Genomic DNA, 24,758 nt, shown 5'->3' with positions numbered 1-24,758 from the left:
TGTATTTAATAGCTTTATAAGCTAATTAATTCAATTACTTTATCCACAGCTGATCTGATGCCTTCTGCATTCTTACCACCTGCCTGAGCATAGTGTGGCTGACCGCCACCGCCACCCTGGATGAGTTTAGCAGCCTCACGGATAATCTGACCAGCGTTCAAGCTATAATCTTTTACCATGTCATCACTAAGCATGATTGATAAGAGAGGACGATTGTCATGTACAGAACCGAGTACACAAACGAGTTTCTCTGGTAACGCTTCACGCACCTTGAAGACGATATCCTTGGCAGAAGCTGGGTCGATTGGCAAAACAGAAGTTACAACATGTACGCCATTCACGGTCTCAGCACGTTCTACCATATTCTTTGCAGCACGGCTAACAACTTGAGCACGGAAACTCTCAAGTTCCTTCTTCATGTGGTCGTTCTCCTCAACAAACTTAGCGAGGATAGCCTTGAGGTTCTTAGCATTGTTGAACATTGTTCTCAAATCACGCAAAGTATCTTCAAGAGCGTAGATAGCGTTCTCACAAGTTTCACCTGTCATAGCCTCGATGCGACGTACACCAGCAGCAACACTGCTCTCGCCAACAATCTTGAAGAAACCGATGCGACCCGTTGAGGTGGCATGAATACCACCACAGAACTCGCAACTTGGACCGAAACGTACCACACGAACCTTATCGCCATACTTCTCACCGAAGAGGGCTACTGCACCCATCTTCTTTGCCTCCTCCATTGGCGTATCACGATGCTCGTCCATTGGATAATCCTTGCGAATCATCTCATTGACAAGCTTCTCAACCTGACGAAGTTCCTCATCGGTAATCTTCTGGAAGTGAGAAACGTCGAAACGAAGGGTGTCAGGACTTACATACGAACCCTTCTGCTCTGCATGCTCACCGAGAACCTGCTTCAAAGCATAGTCGAGGAGGTGGGTTGCAGTATGGTTGGCAGCTGAAGCATCACGCTTCTCTGTGTCAACACAAGCCATGAAATCAGCCTCAAGGTTCTTTGGAAGTTCCTTAACGATGTGTACGCTCTGGTTGTTCTCACGCTTGGTATCGATTACATTGATTGTCTCGTCCTCACTAACGAGTACACCTTGGTCACCTACCTGACCACCCATCTCACCATAGAAAGGAGTGTGGTCGAGTACAAGCTCATAGAAGCTGTTCTTCTTCTGGGTCACCTTTCGGTAGCGAAGGATGTGGCATTCGTATTCTGTATAGTCATAACCAACAAACTCCTGTTCGCCTTCACGCAGTATTTCCCAGTCACCATTCTCAACAGCAGCAGCATTGCGGGCACGTGCCTTCTGCTGTGCCATCTCCTCATTGAACTGCTTTTCGTCAACGGTATAGCCGTTCTCTGCGCAGATAAGTTCGGTGAGGTCGAGTGGGAAACCGTAGGTGTCGAAGAGGCGGAAAGCCTCCTTACCATCAAGTTGAGTCTGACCATGTGCCTTCAATTCGTCCATTGCACCATTAAGGAGCATGATACCCTTTTCTAATGTACGAAGGAATGAGTCTTCCTCTTCCTTCATCACACGGCCAATCAGCTCACGCTGTGCAGTAAGCTCTGGGTAAGCAGCACCCATCTCACGTACCAATACATTGAGTAATTTGTACATGAAAGCTTCCTTCTGACCGAGGAAGGTATAAGCATAACGTACGGCACGACGAAGGATTCGACGGATAACGTAACCAGCCTTAGCATTGCTTGGCAACTGACCGTCAGCAATTGAGAAAGCAACAGCACGAAGGTGGTCGGCTACAACACGCATAGCGATGTCTACCTTTTGCTCTTCATTGACGCCCTCACCATTAGCACCCTCTGGGAAGGTGTGGTTATACTTCTTGCCTGAAATCTTCTCAATCTCTGCAATAACTGGTGCAAAGATGTCTGTATCATAGTTTGAGGTCTTGCCCTGCATGAGACGAACGAGACGCTCAAAGCCCATACCGGTATCGATAACCTGCATCTTCAATGGGTCAAGACTACCGTCTGACTTACGATTGAACTGCATGAACACAATGTTCCAAATCTCAATAACCTGTGGATGATCCTTGTTTACAAGTTCCTCACCAGGTACCTGAGCTTTCTCTTCTTCTGAACGGAAGTCGATATGAATCTCTGAACAAGGACCACAAGGACCTGTGTCACCCATCTCCCAGAAGTTATCGTGCTTGTTTCCGTTGACGATATGATTCTTAGGGAAATGCTTCTCCCAGTAGCTTGCTGCCTCATCATCGCGTGAGATTCCTTCAGCCTCGTCACCCTCAAAGACTGATACGTAAAGGTCTTTCGGGTCGAGGTGGAGAATGTTTACAAGATATTCGTAAGCGTAATCAATTGCCTTTTCCTTGAAATAGTCACCAAAGCTCCAGTTACCCAACATCTCAAACATGGTGTGGTGGCTGAGAGCTGCATCACGACCTACCTCTTCCAAGTCATTATGCTTACCACTAACGCGCAGACATTTCTGCGAGTCTGCACGGCGACGAGGTTCTGGATCCTTTGTTCCAAGGATAATATCTTTCCACTGGTTCATACCAGCATTAGTGAACATCAGCGTAGGGTCGTCCTTGATAACCATAGGGGCAGACGGTACGATAACGTGTCCCTTCGACTCAAAGAATTTCAAGTAAGAGTCGCGGATTTCGTTTGCTGTCATCATCTTTATTTTATTTTTAATTCAATTTTTCTACCTAAAAGTGTTGCAAAGATACTGACTTTTGAGTATTTTTGCAAACAATTAGGCTGCTGAATACGTAAAAACTTCTTTTAGAGGTGGACATAGTTTTCCCATTCAGACCTAAGATTGTGTAAATAATTGATATAAAAGTTACTAAGACATGGCAGAGAATCCGCACAAACTGTATTATTCTATTAAGGAAGTGGCACAGCAGATTAACGTTACGGAGAGTCTGTTGAGATACTGGGAAACCGAGTTTCCACACCTTCGTCCTAAGACGACGGGTAATCGTGTACGTCAATATACGGAGAAGGACATTGAGCAGATTAAGGTTATTTACAATCTTGTCAAGGTGCGTGGCTTTAAGATTGCTGCTGCTCGCAAGATGTTGCAGGAGAATCGTAGTGGTGCTGACAAGAGCCAAAAGGTAATGGAAACCCTCTTCTCTGTGCGCGACCAACTGAAAGAACTCAAAAAACAATTAGACGGATTGGTATAGGATATTTTATATTTACCCATTTGTATGTTTTTTAATAATAAAGAAAGCATATAAACGAACTATCTTGTCTTCCCACATCAAAACAGAATCTTTACTTCCAGATGGGATTCTCTCTCCAGCCATCAGTAAAACCAAGCATGTATATGGGAACTTTGGGGTGAAGAGAGAATATTTTTATGATTTGTTCTTTTATATTATTCTTAGGATCCAAGCTGTTAACGAGATAAAGCACACATGAAACAACTCCAAAGGTACGTTTTCTCTGATTATCTGTCATATCTTGATTAAGCCACTTTTCATGATATCCCTTGATGTTAACAGGTTTCTTAGCAAACACTTTATACCACAGACGTGAGTGGTGGGCTATCATATTTCTTAACACAGATATCGATTCCAGCCAACTTGAAAGTTCTTTAGATGAATTCAGTCCAAATTCCTTAGCGATTGCTGATTGCAATGAAGATTGAGCCTTAAGATTCTTATACATCTTTGAGAGCGTACCAAAAGAAGCTGTCTCTATAATCATCCATGCATCTGGATTGTCTCCTTCAAATGATAATTCATCCCAAATCTTACTCTCACGGATAAAATCACGTGCATAAGGGTCTGTACTTCTTCCAAATTCATATTTTAACTTTAGGACAAACTCTTTATGATAATGCTTATTTTCAAACAAGCGATTATCAAGATACCATAATCCAGTGCCAGTCGATAATGAAAAGGTAGATATAATTCTGGTACGAATCCCCACTTCCAAGGTTTCTATCGCATCAAACATTATTCGACGAAAAGATTTGTCTAATTCATACCTATCAATAACATCTTCGAAGTATGTGTCCTCTTTGAAATTTCCAGAATCTTTATCTAACATGTCTATCCAAAAGTATTTCAAACGGAAATAACTTATACGACTAAGATACTCCTTAGCTAATTGTTCATTATGGAAATGCATTCCACGATTTTTTAAAATGGAAAGTTGATCGTCTAACGTTCGTGGTTTCTGGTTCTTCATAATATATAAAAAAATGACCCACCTGCAGTTCTAATGGGATGCAAGTGAGTTCTGTTATCTTTGTCACGAACTTTGTCGTGATATTTTTAAGACTTCACACTACTTCAAGGTATGTTTATAGATTCAGTTAGAACTTACATTGCAAAGGTAAATAAATTATCTTAATATTGCAAGTTTTTAATTAAGAAAATAATACTAATTCTTTTTTATTTTTAGTTGCTGTCATTTTTAACATTTGTGATAAAGAGTTTATAATAAGTTACTTACAGCGTAGTTTGTTGTGATAGGAGTGACAGCAACTTTCAGATTGTATATATACTATTTCACACTCGGTCTTTCACTTCAAGGCTGAATAGTATCCGTTTTCTACCTATTATCTTGCTTTTACAAGTCCCTTTTTATGTGACTTACAACTCTTATCACACATTGTGTTTACGGTTAGCATGCCTCGTGCTTACACTGCGCACAAGGCGTGCTAACCATAAACACCAAAGTACGGAACACTCTTGACAAACTCTTGCCCTAATAAGTTTCACTCCGTCAAGCTTCTATTACTTCTAAAATCTTCCCTTTCTTGTCTACAAATTATTACGACACAGTAGTTTACTTTGTTAAAGTAATGAAGATAAATCTTTCTATGTTTCTGAAATTAATTTCGGTATATAAGTATTTCTTTATGCCATCTTTCCCATTAGTACGTCGATGGTATTCCTCACTCTTCTTTCTGTTGTCAACATGATTGTGTTCTCATCTGCACCCTCAGCACCCATATAAACGGATGGATTGGAGTAGGTCATGCGACTTGGTTGTGGCTCACGTGCAGAGAAGTGGAAGGCAGGTACGGCTGTTTCTTGGCGTATGCGAGCAATGTTCTTTTCGTTTACTCCACAGCCAGCCATAATCTTTATTCGATTGTTAGATAATTGGTGCAATCGCATAAGCAGGGGAATACCCTCCTCAGCTGTGGGTTGCTGTCCTGAAGTCAGTACTCTATCAAAACCAAGAGAGATGAGCTGTTCCAAAGCCTTCTCTGGTTCTCGGCAGCGATCAAAAGCACGATGGAAGGTAACACTCATTCCTTTTGCGTGAGACATCAGATATTCATTGGCTTTCATGTCAATGTCTCCTTCAGCTGTAAGGCAGCCAAAGACAACGCCATCTACACCTAAGTCACGGCAGAGGTCAATGTCCATTGCCATGCGCAGAAGTTCTTGTTCGGTATAAAGGAAGTCGCCCCCACGGTTGCGGATAATGACGTGTAGGCGAGTATCAGTCAATACTTCTCTCGCCATCTTTATTTCACCATACGAAGGAGTGGTGCCACCTTCGGGAATACCCATGCAGAGTTCTACACGATTAGCTCCACCTTTCTGTGCTTCGATGCAGCTTTCAACGCTATTAGCACATATTTCTATCTCAAAATCAGTTCGGTTCATGTTGGATTATTTGAGGAGTTAAAGGAGTTAAGGAGTGAAAGGGAGTTAAGACAATACTTTTATAGATGTAATTTATTAGACGATTAACAGTCATACATCACACTAACAGATAGTATTGTCTTAACTCCCTTTCACTCCTTAACTCCTCTCCCCCTCTTAATTAAAGTTTACTACTTGTTTTAACGAGTTGCTCACCCAATCCGATTGTATATCCCTGAGAAAGGAAGACAATACGATTGAAGGTATCAGCAATAATGAATATTGGCAGCTGTTCAGTATTGTGGAGTTTCATCTCTTTTGCAATTTCCTGCTGGATGGTTCCATCCTTATCAATACCGAAGATGGTCTTTTCTGGCAAGTTAGGGAACTCACCCTTCTGTGCTTGGAACTTCTTAGCTTCCGCCTCATTCTTGAAGAGTAAGACGAATGGACGACCCCACTTATCGAGCTTATCCTTCATCTTTTCAATGTCGTGCAATGCGTGGTTCGTTGGCTCCTGACCGATACCCAATACGCCGAGAACGTAATAGCCGCGTCCTGTCTGACTTAGGATAGAAACGCTCTGACCGTCTTTGTCAAACAAGTCCTCACTATTGAAACTACCAATCACCTTCACACCTTCACTTTCCTGACGAACATCGAGTGGGAGAGTGGTTGTCTCGCCTGGTTTAATCTGGAAGAAACGACTGTGCGCAAGTACACTACCATCTGCCATACGCTGACCAGTCACGAGGATATAAGTACCCTCATCGAGTGTTGCACCATTCTTAAAGGTGTTCGACCATGTAGCACCACCACCCATGTCAACCTGTCCTTCGTCAAAGTTCATCAGCCATGTCTGTCCATAAACAATCTTACTGATAGAGAAATGGCTATAATACTTAGGGTCATCAAGGAAACCATCAGGAGTGAATGTCAGTACTAATTTACCAGTCTTAGCAGTCTGCTGTGCTGCTGCATCAAAGTCTACATCCACCCATTTGCCGTTCTGCTTATACTGAATCTTCCATGCCACAGGGTCCATACGAGCCTCAATACCCAAGCTGCGTGCAACATCTACGAAGAAGATATCACGGCTACGACTATCGGTAATACGGCTCTCCCATACACTTCTTGGTGTCTGTGGGATTCTCATTGCACGAGTATCAGGATTCATTTTGATGTTCTTGCGAATCCACTCAACCAACAAAGCTGGGTTCTTACGGAAGCTTGCAGCCTCCTTAGCAAAGGCTTTCTCAAAGAATTGTTTGAACGGTGTGAGAATCATTTCACTCTCAACACGTGGAGAGAGTTGGTTGCTCTTTGCCTTCATATTATCTTCCAATATTTCCATTGGCATATCACGAAGGTCCTTATCGCTCAAAGTACTGAGCAACTGGAGGGCACGTTCTTGCTGATTAGCATACTTCTCTACAAAAGCCTGAATAGTCTTCCAGTTACCACGAGCCTTTATTATATAAGGTGTGGCTGCAGGGTAACGATAATCTTTCATTGATTCTGCTGTTGGGAAGGTAGCAATGTAAGCATGACGGATAGAATCCTCATAGGTCAAACGACGTGTATTCTCATCACGCTGTTCCTTCGTTACGGCAGGTAATGTAGAGTTCTGAGCAGGTGGAACGATGTCGAGGTCAGTCTCCTTTGGTACATTATTCTCGTTATAATCCAGTTTGATGGTTATTGACTTATCCTTTCCAAAGGTGGCTTTAGCATAGCCAAACTGTCCATCCTTAGATGCCCATACAATCATATCGCCCTTACCAGCAGAGAGGAAGGTCGTACCATCCTCGCCAGTGTACTTAGATACAGCGGTATAGAACTCGGCATAATTATAAATCTTGAAGTCTACCTTAGCATTGTCAGCAGGATTGCCATCCTTATCAATAATCTTAAAATCAATCTTTGACGTACTGCCATAGTTGTCAATGAGGTTAATCTCGGTGAAGTTATTGGTACGTAGCATCACCTCCTCTGGACCCTCATAATCACCGAAAGCACGTGTGTGCATCAGCATTGCACGTGATGCAGGCTCGTTAAACCAAGCAAGGTTGAGTACAGGCTCTGGTTCACAAGCACCTAAGAAATACCATTTTCCATCTGCCCAAGCTTCTACCCAAGCATGGTTGTCATCCGTATGTGCCCATCGAGGAGTATATACCTGACGAGCTGGAATACCGATAGAACGTAGGGCTGCTACCGTAAAAGTACTCTCCTCTCCACAACGTCCACGACCAGTGCGGATAGACTGCAGCGGTGAAGAAGTACGAGCATCAGAAGGCTCGTAGGTAACACGTTCGTGGCACCAATGGTTTACCTCAAGGATAGCTTCCTTCATAGGAAGACCTTTCACGCGCTCACTCAGTTCATGATAGAAGATAGCACGAGAGCTATCAAGTGGTTCGTTGTTTACACGCATAGGCAAAACGAAATGTCTAAACAGCAATTCAGGGACATCTTTTCCCCATGCCATAGACTTTCTTGTTTGTAAGGCGGTGCGTATATTTTTAAGATGATATGCCGTAGGATAGTCCGTAGCATCGGCAATTGGCATATAAGCATACAAGAAACGTAAGGCTTCCTCCTCCTCAGGAGATACCCGAAGTCCCTTTGTGTTATAGAACTTCTTGCCAATAACCTTCATCTTGGCTTGGAATGCGTTTTCTACTTTTTGTCTGAAATTAGGGTCTGTTATAAAGTGCTGTGCATAGCTTGATAGGCTGACAGCAGCAAGAAACAGGCTCAATAAGATTTTCTTCATAGATTTGTTTTTAGTTTATGCGACTTTCAGCAGCCGCTAATTTGCGTATGCAATATTCGTAAAAAAAAAACAAGATACGCAAATGTTTTACATAGAAAATGCCCGAAAGCTTGGTCAAAGTAATAGGATAGGAAGCCTTCTTTTCATGTACAGGTTTTTATTCAAGGAAAACTTACGAACAAAAGAATGCCGAATGAAGGAGATAAAGTAGGGTTATATTCTACTACTTAATCCTCTTCAATCTCACTATTTACCCTTATTCCCGATTTATTTTCATGAAAATAAATCTTTTTTTTCATGAAGATAAATATTTTTGTTCATGAAAATAATTCTTTTTCTTCATGAAAAGAAATTGTTAACCTTTCCCTTTTAGGTAGAATTTATCAGTATCAATGATGATTTTCACACTTTATTACAACAACAATAAGAAATAAATATTATCTTTGTAGAAAATAAGTTTTTTAATAACCCTTTACCTTAATATTATTAAGAAAACAATGAGAAAGAATATGTTTATTGCCTGTGGTTTGTTAAGTTGTGTACTTACACTTCAGGCTCAGACGAAAGATGGTGGTATTGATGCGCAGATGTTGCAGCAAATTCAAAAGGCTGGATTGACTACATCTGACCGTGCTTTATCGAATGCAATTGCCACAAATTCTATTGATGACCTTGCTCGCAACTTCCGTAATTCTGGACCTGTAGATACCTATTTCAGCGTGGAAACACCGAAACAGAATATCCAAGATCAGAAAAGTTCAGGTCGTTGTTGGCTCTTTACAGGACTGAACGTTTTGCGTGCTAACTTTGCACGTCGCCATAAGGATACGTTGAGAGTGGAGTATTCTCATGTTTACCTCTCTTTCTACGACCAGTTAGAGAAGGCAAACTTGATGTTGCAGGGTGTGATAGACAATGCTGGTAAGCCATTGGATGACCCACGTGTGCAGTTCTTCTTTAAGAATCCTATCAGTGATGGCGGTACGTTCTGCGGTGTATCTGACTTGGTTGAGAAGTATGGTGTTGTACCAATGGAAGCCATGCAAGAAACCTATTCAGCTGAAAACACCTCTCGAATGGCAAGGATTGTGTCATCAAAACTACGTGAGTATGGTCTGGAATTGCGTAAGATGGTAGCTGAAAAGAAGTCAAAGGCAGCTATCAAGGCACGCAAGACAGAGATGTTGGGTAATATCTATCATATACTCTCACTTTCTTTGGGCGAGCCAGTGAAGACCTTTACCTTTGCTTTCAAAGATAAGAATGGTAAGCAGATTGGCAGGGCAAAGACCTATACTCCACAGGAATTCTATAAGGAAACAGTGGGTGGTCCGCTCAATGGTACCTTTATTATGGCTATGAACGACCCTCGTCGTCCTTACTATAAGACTTACGAGATTGAGTATGATCGCCACACCTACGATGGTCATAACTGGAAGTATGTGAACCTTCCAATGGAGGATATTGCGAAGATGGCAATTGCTTCACTGAAGGACTCAACGAAGATGTACACCAGTTATGATGTGGGCAAGCAGCTCGATCGCAAGCGTGGTTATCTTGACTTGGATAACTATGACTATGCAACACTTTTTGGAACAACCTTCCCAATGAACAAGGCAGAGCGTATTGCAACCTTCGATAGTGGTTCAACTCATGCGATGACACTTACAGCAGTAGACTTAGATGAGAACGGTCAGCCAAAGAAATGGAAGGTAGAGAACTCTTGGAGTGCCTCTTATGGTCAGAATGGTTACTTGATTATGAGTAATCCTTGGTTCAATGAATACACCTTCCGTCTGGTTGTTGATAACAAGTACGTACCAGAGAATATTATGAAGGCTGCTCAGCAGAAACCAATTATGGTTGTTCCTGAGGATCCATTGTTCCAAGAGGATATGTAAAGACCTCCCCCAACCCCTCCAAAGGAGGGGGGGAAAGGATAGGCTGGTGGCAGTGGATTCCTTAGGTAAATATTGATTTTAGGTTTTATAGGAACCTTGGAATGCTATATTAGCTATGTAAGCCATATGAGAAGAAAGCAGGGGTAGGCGGCTTCGTCTATCCCTGCTTTCTTTATCTTTTAGGATTCTTCCGAATTATGAAGTGATAGTTTAAACCTATTATATAATAAGACACACAGAACAACTCTAAGTTTCTTGCTACAAACTTAGAGTCTCGCTGTGTGTGATATTTCTTAAGGTTCTTAGCGTAAAATGCAAACCTTATCACTCCAAACTTCTCTATATTTGTCCGTATTTTTCATATATTGATTTTGTAAAGACCACCAAATGGCTTGCAATTAACGCCCAATTGGCTTGCAAAAGATGCCCTTTTGAGGTCTTGTTAACGCCCTTTTGGAACCTTGCTAAGCACCTTTTAAAAGCCCTTTTTACAACTACTTGATAACAAGTGAATTACGAATTTGGGGAAATAACTCGCTTTTAAGGCATTTCTCTACCTTTTTCTCTAATATTTTGTCAATATATTTCTTGAACTTGCAGTGTTGAACCTCACACAGAAGCATGGGGCTGACGGAGGTTTTATTTAGCGTTTATAACCTTTATTCTGCTTCAGCTTTTCGTTGAGGTCTAATGCACGTGATGGAATAGGGAAGACGATAGTATGACGGTCGGCTTCTGTTTCGGGTGCTGTACGAAGGTCGTATGATTGATGGAAACGATTGAAACGGATGAGGTCGTTGCGACGCCAGCCTTCCCACGTTAGTTCCATAAGGCGTTCAGCAAGGATGTTATCTAATGTAGCGGTTCTGTTTCCCATTCCGCAACGGCTGCGAACGAGGTTCAGTTCAGTATTACCATTCTCTCCGTTGCGTACTGCAGCTTCCGCTCTCATGAGTAATACATCAGCATAACGGAAGAGAACAATGTCATTTTGTGGATTCTTGCCATCGTTATAGCTGGTACGGTCTACCTCATATTTAGCCATTCTCGCACCAGCAGTCTTAATATAGGGACTGTTAGTGAGATTTAGTTCTACGGCAAGAGGCATATAAACAAGCGGCTTACCATTCTCTAAACGTACGATATTTCCATCTACACGAACCGTGTCAGAGTCGAAGTTATAGGCATATCGCTTATCAACATTAGTAGTGCCATAGCCAAAGGTTCTGACAGTAGAGAGTGTAGCGCAGGCTCCGTTCTCTCCACCTGTTCCCAGCGCACTACCATGTGCGTAATGACGAGAGCGGAAAAGATATTGGAACTGGCTTCTGTAGAGATGTTTGTCTACAGGAATGGTAAATATATTCTCTGGTGAATTCTCGTTGTTAACAGAGAAGTTGCTGAGATAATCGGCTGCTAAGGTAAAGCCATCAGCAGTCACCTTATCGCAGTAATATTTGCAGGCTTGCCATATATTCATCTGCTGACCATTGATGGTAAAGTAGGTTTGCTTACCATTAGGTTGTTGATTATCTGTCCAATCAGTATCAGAATAAACCTCACCATTCAGCATCAACTTAGCAAGAAGGAAGTTGGCTACAGAACGTGTTACACGTCCATAGTTCTTGCCAAGAAGGTTACTATGACCTGTAGGAAGCAGTGGGGTGACTTCTTGTAGTTCTTTTACAATAAACCGATATACCTCAGGGCGACTTGCTTGTTCTACGTTTTCAGTACTTTCGTCAGCCGTAGTTACTAATGGTATATTTCCAAACATATCCATAAGGTAATAGTAGTATAAGGCACGGATAGCCCTAACCTCAGCCCTATAAGCCTTGTACTGCTCATCTGTAAGCAACTGCTTGTATTTGTCAATAGTGACAAGTGCATCATTGCTGAAGACAATTACCTTATAGAGATATTTCCATGTATCGTAGAGTGGTTTGCTATCTACTGCCCAGTTATGAGTATATAAATCAGCCCAAAAACCTCCATCATACCAGTCTCCACCACGGACAGGTATGATTGCTTCATCGGTTGTGAACGTATTATAATCATATACACCACGATAAGTACCTTGTAATCCCTCACTGTCTTTATCACTTCCTATGTAGTTATACAAAGTAGCTACAGTATTGATATATACATCTCTATCTGTCGTGTAGGTATGTTGTTCATCGAGGCTGTCTTTGCTATTCTCGTCCAGACAACCTGTCAATGTGAGGAGAGTTAGAAAAAAGAGTGTGCGAAGTAAGTATTTCATACTTGATAGTTGTTTATGTTGTGTTGAATTGCTTAGAACTTAATACTCACACCGATAGAATAAGTGCGATAAGGAGGATAGGTACGTTTATCATCAATACCTAAAGTGTTATCTACTACATAACTATTGATAATCGGTGTTAAGCCACTATAACTTGTTATTGTTGCGAGATTATTGATGCTAAAAGACACACGTAGTGAACTGATATATTTGTTTTTAATAGGCGTATTCCAACCTATCGTAAGATAATCAAAGTTTAGATAATCACCTTTTTCCAACCAATAATCCGTCACATTCTGGTCAACAATATTCCGTGCTGGAGCTTCTGCAAGGACATTATAGTCTGGGAAATTTGACATATTCAGGAAAGAAAGAGTTGTTCCGTTAAATATCTTATGTCCGAAAGCACCATTCATCTGTAAGGAAATGTCGAATGCTTTGTATCTGAAACTTATGTTAGAACCCAATGTCATCTTAGGTGTTGCTTGTCCTGCGATATATCGGTCACCATGGTCGCTGAGGTCGATTACATTGTCATTGTTCAAATCAGCAATGTCGTATTTGTTGTGTCCATGTCCGTTGTCAATGATTCCTTTGCAATGAGGAAGATAGAAAACACCTAATGGTTGACCTACTATTTGATAAAGAATATCATTGTAACCACCATGGAAACCTGCACCATTCATGCTACCAATTGGTGTTATGTCTGATGCTGTCATATTTCTTCCGTTGAGCTTACCATTGAGTGAAAGGAGTTTGTTCTTTTGCCATGCCATATTGACATTGACATTGAGTTCCATGTCTTTCTTTGAGATAGGAACAATACCGATACCCAACTCAAATCCACTGTTAGACATAGAACCGATATTTGCTAATAGCTTGTCAAAGGCGAAAGTTGGTACAGGTACGTCATATTCGTAAAGCATATCGGTAGTCTTGGAATAGTAATACTCTGCTGTAAGGAGCAGGCGATTGTTGAACAGTCCAAAGTCAGTACCAATATTAAAGGTGCTACGTGTTTCCCAACGTAGGTCTGGATTACTATTGCGTAAGGTACCCATAGTGACTGTTGGTGTACCATTGTACGAGATTAAACCTACTGGGATATATTGCCTTAAGGTCAAATAAGAACTGATTCCACCAAGGTTTCCAGACCGACCATAACCGGTTCGAAAGTTCAGAAGACTAATGCTCTTATTGTTGCGTAGGAAACTTTCTTTCTTCATATCCCAAGTTGCTGAGATAGAAGGGAAGATGCCCCATGTATGGTCTTTGCCAACCATTGACGAACCATCTGCACGTGTTGTCAGATTAAGTGTGTATCGGTCGAGTAGTGTGTAGGTAAGTGTACCCATAAAAGAGGCAAGACTTGGGTCAGCATAACTACTACCAGTTCCTCCATAAGGACGATCAGAAGCAGCACCAAGGTTGTTATAACCAAAGTAATTATTAGTCAATCCTTTTACTTGTGTCCAAAAAGCTGCTATCTTTTTCTTCTGATATTCAGCAAGAATGGTGGCAGATAAATTGTTAATCCCCCAACGATATTTCCAATCAAGAGAGATGTTACCTAACATATCTTCGGTCTTTCGTTCTCCTCTATATGCTAATCCTTGCGCCCATACCCATGTCGGAGCAAATCGTCCGTTCTCCGTTGAGGTGTAAGAATAGGAACCTAAGGCTGCTAACTGAAGGTTATGTGTTAGCTGTAAGGACAACTGCAGATGTGAATTGAACGTAAGATTCTTTTCATCGTTACGCTCAAACAGCAATGGTTCTGTCGGTCCTATCTGTGATGCATTGCCATTCATCTGCCAGCCGTTTCCTGTTTTGTGGAATGGGAGTGTTGGATTCATTGCAGCAATAGAGTAGGAAAGTGCTTGAATATCAAATATCTTTTCATCTTGTTGGGATGAACCGAAGGCACCAAAGTCTATCTTTAGTTTCTCGTCAAAGGCAAGCTGTGAGATGTCTAACTTAGCCACGAAGTTATTGTAATCCTTGTTTTTAATAACTGTTTGACCGCGCACATAGCCCAGTGAGGCACGATAGTTAGACTTCTCACTGCCTCCACTAAAAGCCACGTGGTGTGAATTTACGAAACCTGTTCGTACTATTTCTTTTTGAAAGTTAGTATCATAACCCTTGTCAACATAATCCAAGCCCAATGCTTTTGCTGCACTAATATACTCTGATGCATTTAGCATACGAAGGCGTTTGTACACGGCATCAAATCCTACTGCTCCATCATAGTAAATCTGGAACTTACTACCATTACCACGTCTTGTCTTTACTTCGATAACACCTGATGCTCCACGTGAACCATACTTAGATGTTTCGGAAGCATTCTTGAGAATAGTAAAGCTTTCTATATCGGCAGGATAAATGGTAGATAGAGTGGCTAAATCGGATGAAACACCATCTATAAGGACCAGAGGGTCGTTGCCACCAGTCAATGATGTGGTACCACGAACACGCACGCTGGTCAGCATAGCCATACGATCCTGCCCGTTTGTAACAACATTCACACCGACAGCTTGTCCAGAAAGGGCATTGATAGCTGAGTTTACTAAACCTTTATTCATCTGCTTTTCACCTACTTTTGCCATTGAGCCGACAATAGGTAGGGTATCATTGATGAGGAATAATGGCTGCTTCTTTTGTGTAGTAATTGCTTTGTGTCTCCTCTGTGCATTTGCTACATTTGCAGAACCAACTATTAAAAGGCAGCAAACAAGTGAATGGGTTAGGAAGTGTTGTCTGGCCATATTAGGATGTAATAAATGTTGTTTATACTGATTATCTAAGCAAATATACGTATTTTTCGCGATATAAGTCGACGATTACAGGTTTTTTTGCTAATTTTGTTGTGTTATCCTTTTATATACTCTTTGTGAGTTGAGGAACTTAAAGATAGAAACCTAAATTATTATCAATATGGAAAAGCTTTTTCTAACGGCTTTGCTGATGGGCATGTCTGTGTCTGGACTCCATGCACAGAAAACCACTGTTGAGCCTACTTTCACCGAGTGGCATGACCTTCAGGTGAATGCTGTCAATCGTTTTACAACGCATACAGACTTCTTTGCGTTTGCCCCAAATGAAAATCTACGTGGAACAAAGTTTGATATGAAGAAGTCGGCTAATTACCTTTCACTTGATGGGGATTGGAAATTCAATTGGGTTGAGAATGCTGATCAGCGTCCAACAGATTTCTTCCGTACCGATTTCGATGATTCTCAGTGGAAGACCTTTCCTGTTCCTGGTATCTGGGAGGTGAATGGCTATGGCGATCCTGTCTATGTGAACATCGGTTTTGCATGGCGTGATAACTTCAAAAACAATCCTCCAGAGGTTCCTATTAAGGAAAATCACGTAGGTTCATATCGTCGTACTATCCGCATACCAGACAACTGGGATGGTAAACAAGTTATTGCTCATTTTGGCTCTGTAACGTCTTGTGTATATCTGTGGGTGAACGGTAAGTTCGTTGGCTATAGTGAAGACTCTAAGATTGGGCCAGAGTTTGACGTGACAAAGTATCTCAAGAAGGGCGAAAACCAAATTGCTTTCCAAGTATTCCGTTGGTCAGATGGCAGTTATTGTGAGGATCAGGACTTTTGGCGTCTCAGTGGTGTTGCTCGTGATAGCTATCTCTATGCACGTGATGCAAAGCAGCATTTGAAGGACATTCGTATCACTCCTGACCTCGTAAATGATTACAAAGATGGTACGCTCAGTGTTAACCTTCAGTTGGTGGGCAATACAAAGGCTTTCTTGGTGTTGGAGGATGCTGATAATAATCTTGCTGCAAAGACAGTCATTACAGCATACAAGGCTGGGCAGGCTAAGGCGTTTATGGAGCTGAGAAACCCAAAGAAATGGACAGCAGAGACTCCTTATCTTTATAATCTCTATGTGAATGTAGAGGATGCCAAGACTGGTAAGGCTATTGAGACAATCCCTCTCAAAGTTGGTTTCCGTAAGGTAGAAATCAAGAACTCGCAGGTATTAGTCAATGGTCAGCCTGTTCTCTTCAAGGGAGCTAACCGTCATGAAATGGATCCAGATGGTGGTTACGTTGTGACACGTGAGCGTATGATTCAGGACATCAAACTGATGAAGAAACTGAATGTCAATGCTGTGCGTACTTGTCACTATCCTGATGACCCTGTTTGGTATGACCTATGTGACGAATATGGACTCTATGTGGTTGCTGAGGCTAATCAAGAGAGCCACGGCTTTGGATATAATAAGGATGCAGTATCGGGTAGTCCGCTTTTTGCTAAGCAGATTATGGAGCGCAATCAGCATAATGTCGGCACGAAGTTCAATCATCCAAGTATTATTTTCTGGAGTCTTGGCAATGAAACTTGTTACAGTAAAAACTTCGATGATGCATACGATTGGATTAAATCGCAAGATCAGAGCCGCCCTGTACAGTATGAGCGTGCAGAGTTGAATGGCTATGCTACGGATATCTTCTGCCCAATGTACTATTCTCCAAAGGCTTGTGAAGATTATTCAAAGAATGTGAACTACACTCGTCCACTTATCCAGTGCGAGTATAACCATACGATGGGTAACTCTGGTGGTAACTTGAAGGAGTATTGGGACCTTGTTCGTAAGTATCCTAAGTTCCAAGGTGGATTTGATTGGGACTTTGTAGATCAAGGCTTACATCGCAATCCTAAGTTTGATGCTTCTCGTAGGTTGGAAGATTATGAGCGTGCAGCTGATGCAGCAGATGTGAAAACTGAATATACATACGGTGGTGACTATAATAAGACTGACCCATCAGACAATAACTTCAATTGCAATGGTATGATTGGTCCTGACCGTCAGTTGAATCCACATGCTTATGAGGTTGCCTACGAATACCAGAACATCTGGGCGCGTCCTGTTGACCTCAAGCAGGGTAAGATTGCTGTTCACAACGAATACTTCTTCCGTGATCTTAGCAACTATTGTATGGAGTGGAGCCTTGTTAACGAGGGTAAGGTTGTTGAAAAGGGTACGATTGATCAACTGAATGTTGCACCACAGCAGACTGTTGAATACACTTTGCCTATCGCTGGTAAGGAGTTTGATGGTGAAGTACTCTTGAATATCGACTTTAAGTTGAAGACTGCTGAGCCATTGATGGCAGCTGGTCAGACTGTTGCAGAAATGCAGATGGAGGTACAGCCTTGGCAGCCTATGCCAAAGATGGAGCCAGTTGTGTACAAGAAGATGAAGATAACTGATAACGTGAAGGAAGGTGTTGTAAGTTTTGCTGGTAATAACTTTAACCTTGTATTCGATCGTAAGACTGGTTTCCTCAGTACTTATCAGGTTGATGGTCGTAACTTCCTCGGTGATGGTGGTACTTTGAAGCCTAACTTCTGGCGTGCTGTGACTGACAACGATATGGGTACTAAATTCCAGAATCGTCTGTCGGTATGGAAGAATCCTACTATGACACTGAAATCTTTAGAGGTTGATAAGAAGATGAATCGCCTCACTGCGGTATATGATTTACCAGAGGTTGGCGGACAGTTGTGTCTCGTTTATCATGTTGCAATGGATGGTGCGCTCCATGTTAGTATGGATATGGAATTTAAAGAAGGCAGCAAAGCTCCTCAGCTTCCTCGCTTCGGAATGTTGATGCAGTTGCCTTATGAGATGGATAAGTCAGTGTTCTATGGTCGTGGACCTATCGAGAACTATGCTGACCGTAAACTTTCTCAGCGCATTGGATGCTACGAGCAGACGGCTGATAAGCAGTTCTTCCCTTACATTCGTCCACAAGAAACTGGAACGAAGAGCGACATCCGTTGGTGGCAGCAGACTGATAATAGTGGTCGTGGATTCCGAGTATTGTTTGATGAGGCTGCTTTCTCTGCCAGTGCATTGCACTATAATATCTCTGACCTTGATGAGGGAAGTGAGAAGCATCAGCGTCACAGTTATCAGGTGCCATTGTCTAAGTACACTAACCTTACCTTAGATGCTGCAATGATGGGTGTGGGTGGTATTGATAGTTGGGGTTCAGAACCTCTGAAGAAGTATCAGTTACCAGCTGAAAGTCGTGCTATGCACTTCTGGATAGTACCAGTGTTCTAAGTTGATAGACATATCTTATAAAATAGTAAACGCCTTTGCAGAAGTCCTGCAAAGGCGTTTTTTGTTTTATATCCGTACAGTAAGTATACCTATCAATGGCAGTGTCTAAATTCTTTTCATGAAAATAAATATTTTTCTTCACGTAAATAAATATTTTTCTTCATGAAAATAATTCTTTCTTGTCGTGAAAATAAATCGGTTTAGTATCCTTATCAGTTTATTATCTTTGTAGTTTCATCTTCTCAATCATCGTTGTATAAACCTCTTCAGACACTTGTCTACCACGCAAAGAACGCACACGTGGCATACTGCGGAAGTATTCATCTTGTGACTGATACCATGCGTAATGTGCTATTTCACGAGCGCGAGCAAGGGAGATTGCTAATTTTCCAGCAGCAGAGGGATTGACGGAGGAGAGAAAATACTTGCCATCTTTCATCTTTAATGCTAATATGAGATAATCTTTGGGCTGTTGTGCGCTGCGTGCTTGTAGGTTGCGTGTGCGTGCAGAGATAGTGATATTCCTGCCGAATCGCTGATTGATGTCGTTCATCATGCTGCGAAATAGAGTGCCGTGAGCTGATGAATCCCTCTGTCCAGTATAAGCAATGAAGTAGTGAATCATCTCATGGATAAGCACATCATCAATCTGTTCTTCTGTCAGATTGTAATATCTTGAAATGGAGATGGTGTAGTCATAGAATGTTGTTCGTCCCCAACTTTGTTTTCTTTTGCATGCCATTTGTCCCAATCGGGTCTTTCCTCGTGACCATTTCAGTCGTGGGATAGGTAGCTTACTGCTGAAGATGAGGTCGTTGTATTTGTTGAATTTAGTGGTTAAGCTCTCCTCTTCGCTCATCATAGGTTGCGTTGAGGAGAGCTGTTGGGATGATTCTGTCTTGTGTTGGTTGAACATATATCGTGTTAATAGTTTGGACTTAGAGCCCGAACCGATAGCCTAAGGTGATGGCAAAGGTGCTGTTCTTCAGGTCTTTGTCATTCTCATCCTTCGTATCAGCAACCTTACTGATACCCCAAAGGTATCGGGCGTCAAGCTCAATGTTCTTATATGTGTAGGACAAACCTACAGGAATAGAGAAGACACAGCTATGCAGTTTGTCCTTAATGTCGGTATTGGACTTCTCAAAATATGTCACACCCTTATACTTTACCTCCACGTTTGCTTTGGAACGTGCGCTTACCAGCACATCAGTCTGTATACCGAGCTTTGCTGTAAGGCCTTTCCATACATGTGCTTGAGCAAGAACTGGAATGCTGATGTAGTTCAGATCAGTTCTGAAATCAGTCAGATAGATATAGCTACCAGCGTTTCTGTCAAAGTCGATGTGGGCATTCTTGCCAATGACAGTAGTTGTTGGGGTAACAGGAGAGATCTCAAAGTTATTTGTTGGCTCGTAGCCTGGCATTAATACTGCCGCATTTGCTTTGGCTCCCTGCATGTTATAGAACACGCCTAATGATACTCCGAACAGCTTACTGAAGTTATATTCGGCATCTACACCAGCGACAAAGCCAGCCTTCGGACTGTAAGCTTCTTTGAGTTTACTACCTGAGAAGTCGGAGACGGTCATGCCAATACGTGGTGTAATGGTGAATTTACTGTTTGAGTTTTGTGCGTTTGCAGCCCATGGTATGAGTGCTAGAGCTGCGATTAAGAATAAATTTTTCATTGTTTGTATAAGCTTTTAGTTTGTTATTGATAAACTTTTGAGTATTGTTCGATAGACGTTTTAATGACACAAAGTTACGAAATTAATCATAGAACAGCAACTCTATGCTTGTTTTTCTGTATAGAGTAGGGGGTGAAGGTTGTATGAAACAATAAAGGCAGACGTTATTGTCTGCCTTTATGTGTGTTGTATATTATGTCTTAAGACTTTATAATGTATAGTCTTTAGAAGAGTGTCAGTGTGTAAAGATAGACCACTGCAGCAGGTATTGCCATCAGTGAAGAGTCGAATCGGTCGAGCATTCCACCGTGTCCTGGTAGGATATTTCCACTGTCTTTGATACCGAGTGTGCGTTTGAAGAGACTCTCAACAAGGTCGCCCCATGTACCGAAGACCACAACCACCAGTCCTAATCCTATCCATGCAGGAATGCTAAGCATATGTGGATCGGTGTCAGTATTGGTGAAATATCCGATAACTCCAGCAACAATCAATACGAGGAGTCCACCTCCTATGCTTCCTTCCCAACTCTTCTTAGGACTGATACGTGGGAAGAGTTTATGCTTGCCGAAGAGTGAACCACAGAGATAAGCACCTGTGTCGTTAGTCCAAAGGAAGATGAAAATGCTTAATGGAAGGAGGTAGTCGAAGGTCACCTGTCCCGGTTCAATCTGCTGGAAAGCCAGTACGTTGATCATTGAGAAAGGCATTGCGATATACATCTGTCCCAACATTGTGTATGCCCAGCTGTTGATAGGGTTCTCATTTTTCAGATATAGTTCTGAAATTAATAGGTAGAGAATGGACAAAATGTAGGGTACAAAGACCACGAAACCCTCAACTGGTGTCAGGCGCAGACCTGCAACCGCCAAGAAGAAATAGACTCCTATGATGGTTGAGATGAAGCGATTTACCTTTACTCCCTTGATGTTGTTCACCAATCCAGTGTATTCCCAGATGGAAAGACCCGTGATGAGTGCAAAAAGTACAATCAGGGCGTGAGGGTGAAGGATGCCCAACACCATCGCGGTGACGAAGAATACGCCAGTAACGGCTCTGACAATCAGGTTCTTTAGTTTATCACTCATAACTATATGTTTGTTTATAAATCACTGGCTTTGTCGCTGCCTTCTTTAGCGATTCTTGCTTCGTGCTCTGCTTGTGCCTGCTTAACCTCCTCTGGCATATCCTCCAACTTAGGCTGAGACTTCTCCTCCTGCGCAAGCAACTCTTGTGTGCGGCTTACCCAAGGACGCTTTCCGAAAATTTCTTCTACGTCTTCTGCCATGATTACCTCGCGCTCAATGAGCAGTTGTGCGAGGCGGTTATGACCTTCTTTGTTCTCGGTCAAAATCTGCTTAGCACGCTCATACTGTCCGTTAATCATGTTCAGAACTTCCTCGTCGATAGTCTTTGCTGTAGTGTCAGAGTATGGCTTCTGGAAGTTATACTCATCATTATTATAATAGCAGATGTTTGGCAACTTCTCACTCATACCTGCGTATGCTATCATTCCGTATGCACTTTTAGTCGCACGCTCAAGGTCATTGATAGCACCTGTTGAGATATGACCTGTGAAGAGTTCCTCTGCAGCACGTCCGCCAAGCAATGAACACATCTCGTCGAGCATCTGTTCCTTGGTTGTGATAGGACGCTCTTCTGGTAGATACCATGCAGCACCGAGTGCCTGTCCACGTGGTACGATGCTCACCTTAACCAATGGGTGTGCATGTTCACAGAACCAACTGATGGTTGCGTGACCAGCTTCGTGAAGGGCGATCGTGCGCTTCTCGTCAGCTGTCAATATCTTAGTCTTCTTCTCTAAACCACCGATAATACGATCAACGGCATCGAGGAAGTCTTGCTTTGTAACCTCTGTGCTGTCGTGACGGGCTGCGATGAGGGCAGCTTCGTTACATACATTGGCAATATCAGCACCTGAGAAGCCTGGGGTCTGACGTGCAAGGAGATCGATATCGAGGTTCTTCTCTAACTTCAAATTGCGCATGTGAACGAGGAATATTTCCTTACGTTCTGGCAAGTCAGGCAGGTCAACGTGTATCTGACGGTCGAAACGTCCAGCACGAAGAAGTGCCTTATCGAGCATATCAACACGGTTTGTTGCGGCAAGAACGATAACTCCTGAGTTTGTTCCGAAGCCGTCCATCTCTGTCAGAAGGGCGTTGAGTGTGTTCTCACGCTCGTCATTTCCGCCCATAGCTGGATTCTTTGAACGTGCACGTCCAACGGCATCAATCTCGTCAATAAAGATGATACAAGGTGACTTCTCCTTAGCTTGATGGAAGACATCACGTACACGGCTGGCACCGACACCGACGAACATTTCAACGAAATCAGAACCACTCATAGAGAAGAATGGTACACCTGCTTCACCTGCAACGGCCTTAGCAAGAAGGGTTTTACCCGTTCCTGGAGGGCCAACAAGGAGTGCACCCTTAGGGATTTTACCTCCCAAGTCAGTATATTTCTTTGGATTCTTCAAGAACTCAACAATCTCTTGTACCTCCTGCTTAGCACCAGTCTGGCCAGCAACATCCTTAAAGGTAATGCCCATTTCGTTGGCTTTCTCATAGAGCTTTGCCTTAGACTTGCCCACGCTGAAGACGCCTCCGCTACCGCCTCCGCCTCCGCTCATGCGGCGCATAAGGAAGTACCAGATACCGAAGAAGAATATCCACGGTGCAATAGAGGCGAGGATATCAAGGAAAGTGTTGCCTGACTTGTTCTCATAACTGTAGCTAACGATTTTCTTCTGAGCTACAGCTTGGTCGAGAAAAGTCTCTACCTTATCCACCGAACCAATCTCTACGGTAACATAAGGGGCTGTACCCACTTCTTGTGTACCCTTTTTGAAGATGTCACGGATGTGGTTAGGGCTTACATACATGCGGAGGGTATTGTCGTTTCTATTGACAATTACCTTTGTGGCATAGCCTTTAGCAACATATTGCTTGAAAGTGGTATAGTCCTTGTCTATACCTGCACTTGAAGGAAAAAGCCCATTCCCCCCGGCAAAGAAAACTACTCCGAGGGCAATAATAACGAATATGTAGAGCCAATTCATATTGAATTTAGGCATATTCGGCTTGTTCTTAGGATTTGAATTGTCCATTTTGAAGTCTGAATTTTTGATATAAAAAGGCGATTACCAGGTCAACTTATCAGTCTAAATCTGGCAGAGTGGTCAACTTGGCGTCCTCCCAAAGGTGTTCTATGTCATAGAATTCACGTGTCTCTGGGGTGAAGATGTGGACGATAACGTCCGCATAATCAATCGCCACCCACTGTGCGTTACCAAGTCCTACGCAGTTGATAGGCTTCTCACCGATAGCTTCGCGAACATAGTCGCCTACTGATCCGGCAATAGCTTCTACCTGTTGTGTGGAGTTACCCTGGCATATAACGAAATAGCGACAGATAGTACCATCGATCTCCGATAGGTCTGCAATAACTATGCCATGTCCCTTTTTATCTTGAATTCCCTTTGTAATTAGTTCTACTAAATTCTTTGTCTTATCCATTAAATCACATTATAATATACGAGATGCAAAGGTAGCGCAAAAGGAATGAAGCACAAAATAAATTTCATTTTATTTAGCAATTTGTTCCTATTGGGCTTATTTGAGCATTTAGCAAACAAAAAACTGCCTTTGAGATTTTTTTATCTCTTTTCATGAAAAAAGTTAGTAGAAGTTTTGGTAGTTCAAGAAAAAGTGCTAACTTTGCACTCGCAATTCAGAAATGAGTTGTGAGATCAATGGGATATGGTGTAATGGTAACACTACAGATTCTGGTCCTGTCATTCCTGGTTCGAGTCCGGGTATCCCAACAAAGTGAGAGAGTTGAATTATCAACTCTCTTTTTTTATTTCAAATTATAACTTAAATATTTACCTGATAAAAGATGAAAAAGTTATTAACAGCCATTTTGGCAGCATTAGGAATAGGTATGGGTGCATGTGCACAAAATCTTTATGAAGATGTAGACGTTAATCGTTTTGAGCAGATTATTAAGTCTGACTCTGTTCAGTTGGTGGATGTACGTAAACTTGATGAGTTTACAGAAGGTCATATCCCAGGTGCAATACATGTTGATGTGTTGACTCCTTCTTTCCTTTCTAATGCTCTTGCTAAACTCGATAAGAAGCGTCCATGTGCTGTGTATTGCCGTTCAGGTAAGCGTTCTGCTATGGCAGCAACACTTCTTGCTAAGGAAGGTTTTACTGTTACTAACCTTTCGGGTGGTATTATTGCGTGGACTGAAGCAAAGAAGAAAACTGTAAAGGAATAAATAAGGCTGCCTTTAGGTTCTTCCGTTAAATACACAAACTGTAAATAGAACAAAGGCTTATACACTTGCGTGGTATGACTATC

General features: G+C 42.2%; 15 protein-coding genes and 1 tRNA gene. 5 read left to right on the top strand and 11 right to left on the bottom strand.

Annotated elements, in window-relative coordinates; genetic code table 11:
• Window positions 1-14: 14 nt before the first annotated feature.
• Entirely contained in the window at window positions 15-2,681 is a 2,667-nt protein-coding gene (gene alaS, locus PMEL_RS05185; RefSeq protein ID WP_120174275.1) for an alanine--tRNA ligase, read from the bottom strand.
• Between the two features lie 178 nt (window positions 2,682-2,859).
• Here alaS and PMEL_RS05180 point away from each other — a divergent pair, with 178 nt between their 5' ends.
• The gene (locus PMEL_RS05180; protein WP_036865323.1) at window positions 2,860-3,198 is read left to right on the top strand and encodes a MerR family transcriptional regulator; all 339 of its coding nucleotides are present in this window, start codon (window positions 2,860-2,862) and stop codon (window positions 3,196-3,198) included.
• A 91-nt stretch (window positions 3,199-3,289) separates the two neighbouring features.
• Here the strand turns inward: PMEL_RS05180 and PMEL_RS05175 are convergent, their stop codons facing one another.
• The 3 genes from PMEL_RS05175 to PMEL_RS05165 all read right to left on the bottom strand — a co-directional run bounded on the left by PMEL_RS05175 (window position 3,290) and on the right by PMEL_RS05165 (window position 8,404).
• The gene (locus PMEL_RS05175) at window positions 3,290-4,210 is read right to left on the bottom strand and encodes an Abi family protein (RefSeq protein WP_120174274.1); all 921 of its coding nucleotides are present in this window, start codon (window positions 4,208-4,210) and stop codon (window positions 3,290-3,292) included.
• 674 nt (window positions 4,211-4,884) lie between these two features.
• Entirely contained in the window at window positions 4,885-5,646 is a 762-nt protein-coding gene (locus tag PMEL_RS05170; RefSeq protein WP_120174273.1) for a copper homeostasis protein CutC, read from the bottom strand.
• A 160-nt stretch (window positions 5,647-5,806) separates the two neighbouring features.
• Window positions 5,807-8,404, bottom strand: coding sequence for a transglutaminase-like domain-containing protein (locus tag PMEL_RS05165; RefSeq protein ID WP_120174272.1), 2,598 nt, complete (start codon window positions 8,402-8,404; stop codon window positions 5,807-5,809).
• Window positions 8,405-8,901: 497 nt separating this feature from the next.
• On the opposite strand from PMEL_RS05165, the gene PMEL_RS05160 reads away from it, so the two are divergent.
• On the top strand, window positions 8,902-10,305 hold the full coding sequence (locus PMEL_RS05160; protein ID WP_120174271.1) for a C1 family peptidase: 1,404 nt from the start codon (window positions 8,902-8,904) through the stop codon (window positions 10,303-10,305).
• A 643-nt stretch (window positions 10,306-10,948) separates the two neighbouring features.
• On the opposite strand, the gene PMEL_RS05155 is transcribed toward PMEL_RS05160, so the two are convergent.
• Together PMEL_RS05155 and PMEL_RS05150 are read right to left on the bottom strand one after the other, a co-directional pair.
• Window positions 10,949-12,568, bottom strand: a complete 1,620-nt coding sequence (locus tag PMEL_RS05155) for a RagB/SusD family nutrient uptake outer membrane protein (RefSeq protein WP_120174270.1) — start codon at window positions 12,566-12,568, stop codon at window positions 10,949-10,951.
• Between the two features lie 32 nt (window positions 12,569-12,600).
• Window positions 12,601-15,336, bottom strand: a complete 2,736-nt coding sequence (locus PMEL_RS05150) for a SusC/RagA family TonB-linked outer membrane protein (protein WP_172586751.1) — start codon at window positions 15,334-15,336, stop codon at window positions 12,601-12,603.
• 169 nt (window positions 15,337-15,505) lie between these two features.
• Between PMEL_RS05150 and PMEL_RS05145 the strand changes: the two genes are divergently transcribed.
• On the top strand, window positions 15,506-18,673 hold the full coding sequence (locus PMEL_RS05145) for a glycoside hydrolase family 2 TIM barrel-domain containing protein (protein WP_120174269.1): 3,168 nt from the start codon (window positions 15,506-15,508) through the stop codon (window positions 18,671-18,673).
• A 220-nt stretch (window positions 18,674-18,893) separates the two neighbouring features.
• On the opposite strand, the gene PMEL_RS05140 is transcribed toward PMEL_RS05145, so the two are convergent.
• From PMEL_RS05140 to rsfS, 5 genes are all read right to left on the bottom strand, one after another.
• Window positions 18,894-19,535 (bottom strand): SprT-like domain-containing protein, encoded by a 642-nt coding sequence (locus PMEL_RS05140; protein WP_231999366.1) that lies wholly within the window; start codon window positions 19,533-19,535, stop codon window positions 18,894-18,896.
• A gap of 76 nt (window positions 19,536-19,611) precedes the next feature.
• Window positions 19,612-20,364: a porin family protein gene (locus PMEL_RS05135; RefSeq protein WP_120174267.1), complete on the bottom strand. Its 753-nt coding sequence runs from the start codon at window positions 20,362-20,364 to the stop codon at window positions 19,612-19,614.
• Between the two features lie 224 nt (window positions 20,365-20,588).
• Window positions 20,589-21,452 carry a phosphatidate cytidylyltransferase gene (locus PMEL_RS05130; RefSeq protein WP_120174266.1) on the bottom strand — a complete coding sequence of 288 codons (864 nt, stop codon included), beginning with the start codon at window positions 21,450-21,452 and terminating at the stop codon, window positions 20,589-20,591.
• A gap of 14 nt (window positions 21,453-21,466) precedes the next feature.
• The gene (gene ftsH, locus PMEL_RS05125; RefSeq protein ID WP_120174265.1) at window positions 21,467-23,497 is read right to left on the bottom strand and encodes an ATP-dependent zinc metalloprotease FtsH; all 2,031 of its coding nucleotides are present in this window, start codon (window positions 23,495-23,497) and stop codon (window positions 21,467-21,469) included.
• Window positions 23,498-23,546: 49 nt separating this feature from the next.
• Window positions 23,547-23,906 carry a ribosome silencing factor gene (gene rsfS / locus PMEL_RS05120; protein WP_120174264.1) on the bottom strand — a complete coding sequence of 120 codons (360 nt, stop codon included), beginning with the start codon at window positions 23,904-23,906 and terminating at the stop codon, window positions 23,547-23,549.
• 237 nt (window positions 23,907-24,143) lie between these two features.
• On the opposite strand from rsfS, the gene PMEL_RS05115 reads away from it, so the two are divergent.
• Both PMEL_RS05115 and PMEL_RS05110 read left to right on the top strand, forming a co-directional pair.
• A tRNA-Gln gene (locus PMEL_RS05115) sits at window positions 24,144-24,214 on the top strand.
• A gap of 74 nt (window positions 24,215-24,288) precedes the next feature.
• Complete coding sequence (locus PMEL_RS05110; RefSeq protein ID WP_120174263.1) at window positions 24,289-24,675, top strand: rhodanese-like domain-containing protein; 387 nt, start codon at window positions 24,289-24,291, stop codon at window positions 24,673-24,675.
• Window positions 24,676-24,758 lie beyond the last annotated feature (83 nt).

Origin of the sequence: Prevotella melaninogenica (assembly GCF_003609775.1) — a bacterium.
Taxonomy (GTDB): Bacteria; Bacteroidota; Bacteroidia; order Bacteroidales; family Bacteroidaceae; genus Prevotella; species Prevotella melaninogenica_A.
Note: the sequence above shows the minus strand (reverse complement) of the source record. Positions and strands in the feature narration are given on the sequence as shown.